A 1,581-nucleotide genomic window follows, 5' to 3' on the forward strand; every position below is an offset into this window, starting at 1 on the left:
GCGGGCGCCCATCGGCCGCAATGCCGTCACCTTGCCATCGGCACCGACGAGGAACGATGCGCGGATCATGCCGTGGCGATAATGGCCCTGCACCGTCACCGTCTGGCCAGGAGCGAGCAAGCCCGTGCCATCGCCCTCCCGCCCGATCTCGACCAAGGCACGCCCGCTTGCATCGGCAAGCACGGCCATCGGGCCGAAGACTTCGGCAACGGTGCCGCGCACGCTGATCACCCCACCATCGTCGCTCAGGGTCTTGATCGCCACCGGCTTGACCGGCGCGAGTTCGACCGTCGGGCCATTCATGCACGCAACCGTCGCACCACCGCCCAGGCCGACGGCGAGAAAGGCGGCGGCGATCAGCGAGGTGCGCAGCGGCAGTTTGCGGCGTGGGGCCTGCGGCTCCAGCGCGCTGAAATCGGGCTGCGGGGTGGGGCCTTCGATTTGGTCGGTCATTGTGCTTGCTCCTGCTTGGGTTGGTGTTGCGCTTTCTAGCGATGCGTCCCACCACCGCGCTGAACCCGCCGGTTCAGCCTGGGTTTAGCGACCGGGCTTAGCCGCCGGGCAAAGGACACAGACATGCGTATCTTGCTGGTCGAAGACGACACCGCACTGGCCGAGGGCATCGCCAAGGCGTTGCGTACCGAGAATTTCGCGGTCGACATCGCCGCCAATGGCGAAGATGGCGCGCATCTCGGCGACACCGGCAGCTATGACGTGGCGGTGCTCGATCTCGGCTTGCCGATCAAATCGGGCATCACCGTATTGGAGGAATGGCGCGCCGCCGGGCGCGCGCTGCCCGTGCTGATCCTTACCGCGCGCGATGGCTGGTCGGAAAAGGTCGCCGGCTTCCGCGCCGGGGCCGATGACTATCTGACCAAACCGTTCCGCGTCGAGGAACTCGTCATGCGGCTGCGCGCGCTGGTGCGCCGCGCAACCGGCCATGCCGCCGCGCGGATCGTGTGCGGCCCCGTAACCTTCGACGCGCAGACCGGACAGGTCGAGCTGGACGGCCTGCCGCTGCGGCTGACCGCGCTCGAATGGCGTGTGCTGTCGACGTTGATGCTGCGCAAGGGCGTGGTGGTCGACCGGCTCGACTTGCTCGACCATGTCTATGAAGGCGATGCCGACCCCGATTCCAACTCGCTCGAGGTGATCGTCGGTCGCCTGCGCAAGAAGATCGGAGCCGAACTGATCGAAACCGTGCGCGGGCGCGGCTATCGGATGGTGGAGGGATGAGGCTGCCATCAATCCTCTTGCTCCACCCCGGCGACGCATGATGCGAACTCTCCTCCCCCGCTCGCTCTACGGCCGCTTGCTGGTCACCGCGCTGTTTGCCACGCTCGCCGCGCTGGCCTTCGCCGCGCTCAGCATCGGGGCCGTGCTCGATCGCTTCGTGATGCACGGGCTCGACGAGCGGCTCGACGCGCAAATCGCGGTGCTGGCGCAGGCGATACGGCCGGACGGCTCGGTCGACCGCGCTCGCCTGGTACTGGCCGCACCCTATGACGACCCGCACGGCGGCTGGGGCTGGCGGATCGATGCGCAGGGCAAGACCATCGCCTCCCCCGCCCCGCCCGATGT

General features: G+C 67.9%; 2 protein-coding genes and 1 pseudogene. 2 read left to right on the forward strand and 1 reads right to left on the reverse strand.

Annotated elements, in window-relative coordinates; translation table 11 throughout:
• Positions 1-453 (reverse strand): hypothetical protein (locus NW75_RS21245; protein WP_033967389.1); only part of this gene is annotated, 453 nt, incomplete at its 3' end.
• 123 nt (positions 454-576) lie between these two features.
• Here NW75_RS21245 and NW75_RS21250 point away from each other — a divergent pair.
• Together NW75_RS21250 and NW75_RS21255 are read left to right on the forward strand one after the other, a co-directional pair.
• Complete coding sequence (locus NW75_RS21250) at positions 577-1,236, forward strand: response regulator (protein WP_033967387.1); 660 nt, start codon at positions 577-579, stop codon at positions 1,234-1,236.
• Between the two features lie 40 nt (positions 1,237-1,276).
• Positions 1,277-1,581, forward strand: a pseudogene (locus NW75_RS21255) (sensor histidine kinase); the annotation flags it as partial.

This window comes from Sphingomonas sp. Ant H11 (assembly GCF_000797515.1).
Classification (GTDB): domain Bacteria; phylum Pseudomonadota; class Alphaproteobacteria; order Sphingomonadales; family Sphingomonadaceae; genus Sphingomonas.

Coding starts and splice junctions, on each gene's coding strand:
- NW75_RS21250 (WP_033967387.1), top strand. CDS start 577: ATGCGTATCTTGCTGGTCGAAGACGACACCGCACTGGCCGAGGGCATC.